Source organism: Halioglobus sp. HI00S01, assembly GCF_001635445.1.
Lineage (GTDB): Bacteria > Pseudomonadota > Gammaproteobacteria > Pseudomonadales > Halieaceae > Halioglobus > Halioglobus japonicus.
Window position 1 is genome coordinate 1 of sequence record NZ_LWEE01000299.1, and the last position, 1,325, is coordinate 1,325.

Below are 1,325 nucleotides of genomic sequence, written 5' to 3' on the forward strand. Positions count from 1 at the left end.
GCGGGCCCTTACGCCACGCACAGCGAACTGCTTTTTGAAAAATGTATCGAGCATCGCACGCATTACGTCGATATCGGCGGCGAAACGTTCTTTATTAAGCGGATGATCGAAAAGTACCACCAGGCTGCGAGCGACAAAAAAGTGATTTTGCTCCCCACGGCCGGGTACGAGTCAGTACCCTTTGATCTGCTAACCCTGCTTGCGATAACACATCTTGAAGGCGCCTATCAGGAGCACTGCGCAAAGATAAAAATTGTCACCTCATTCCACAGATTAGGGGGCGTCCGAGATAACCGTATTAGCGGAGGAAGCATCGGCACAATGAGGAACATTTTGGCGGGGGATGACTGCAATGCGTTTAATGACATGGCCTGCCTCCTGCCTCCCAAGGCAGACAACGGTCGGGTGCGAGACCGCAACAAGGTTCGCTATGCTGCTCGCTATGATGAGGACGTCCAGGCTTTTACGGGTCCGCTGCAGCCCGCGCCCTTCCTGAACGTCCCTGTCGTTCTTCGTTCTGCACACCTCCTTTCTCAGGTTGGTATCGACTACGGAGCAAACTTCTCCTACAGCGATTCCATGACTATGGAGTTCTATGCTGACAGCCCTGAGGGTCAGCAGCGAGCCGCGAAGAGAAGTGCGAGGATCAACAGAATTACCTCAATAGCGCTTGCAGGGCCCAGGCCACTGCGTGGGCTTATCCGGCGCCGACTTGATAGCCTGGGTGTCGAGCCCGGTGACGGCCCCTGCCAGGAGTCGCTGCCCTTCGTTGACTACACGCTGAGACTGTTTGGCGAATCTGACAGAGGGCGTTCTATACGGGCACAAGCCAGGGCTAAAGGGCATCCTGGCTACTTATCCACTTCAAAGATCGTAGCGGAGGTGGGGCTTTTTCTTGCGGAGGAGAACACACGGCCGCCTATTTCCTTCGGTGTGGTAACGCCCGCAACGGCGCTAGGACTGGAGTTTCTGCCCCGCTTGGAGCGAGCCGGCGTGAAGATGGAGATGTGCGATTACTAATACGTCAAAACCACTAGGCTGGAAGGACTATACCGTTGGCGGAGCAACAACCTCTAATCGTGACCGCTTTGTGGTTTTGCCCTAAATCCGTGAACACCTAGAATAGGGCCAGAAAGCCCCGCGGATGTGTCAAATGACAAACCCCAAGGCGTACAAACGCTATCGCACGGCGTTTACGCAAGAGGCGGTACACAGAGCAGCGGAGGAAGGCACAACCGATAAAGCGGTCATCGGCCCAAGATTCTCCCAACGACTCAAAATAGGCGAAAGCGGACAGAGCGCAACATTATACGTCCAGGTTAGCT

At 54.9% G+C, this 1,325-nt stretch carries 1 protein-coding gene; it reads left to right on the forward strand.

Annotation, left to right across the window (positions count from 1 at the left end; all coding sequences use genetic code 11):
* Positions 1-1,020, forward strand: a 1,020-nt coding sequence (locus A3709_RS24170) for a hypothetical protein (RefSeq protein WP_066058694.1), incomplete at its 5' end; no start/stop codon positions are given.
* Positions 1,021-1,325: the final 305 nt, after the last annotated feature.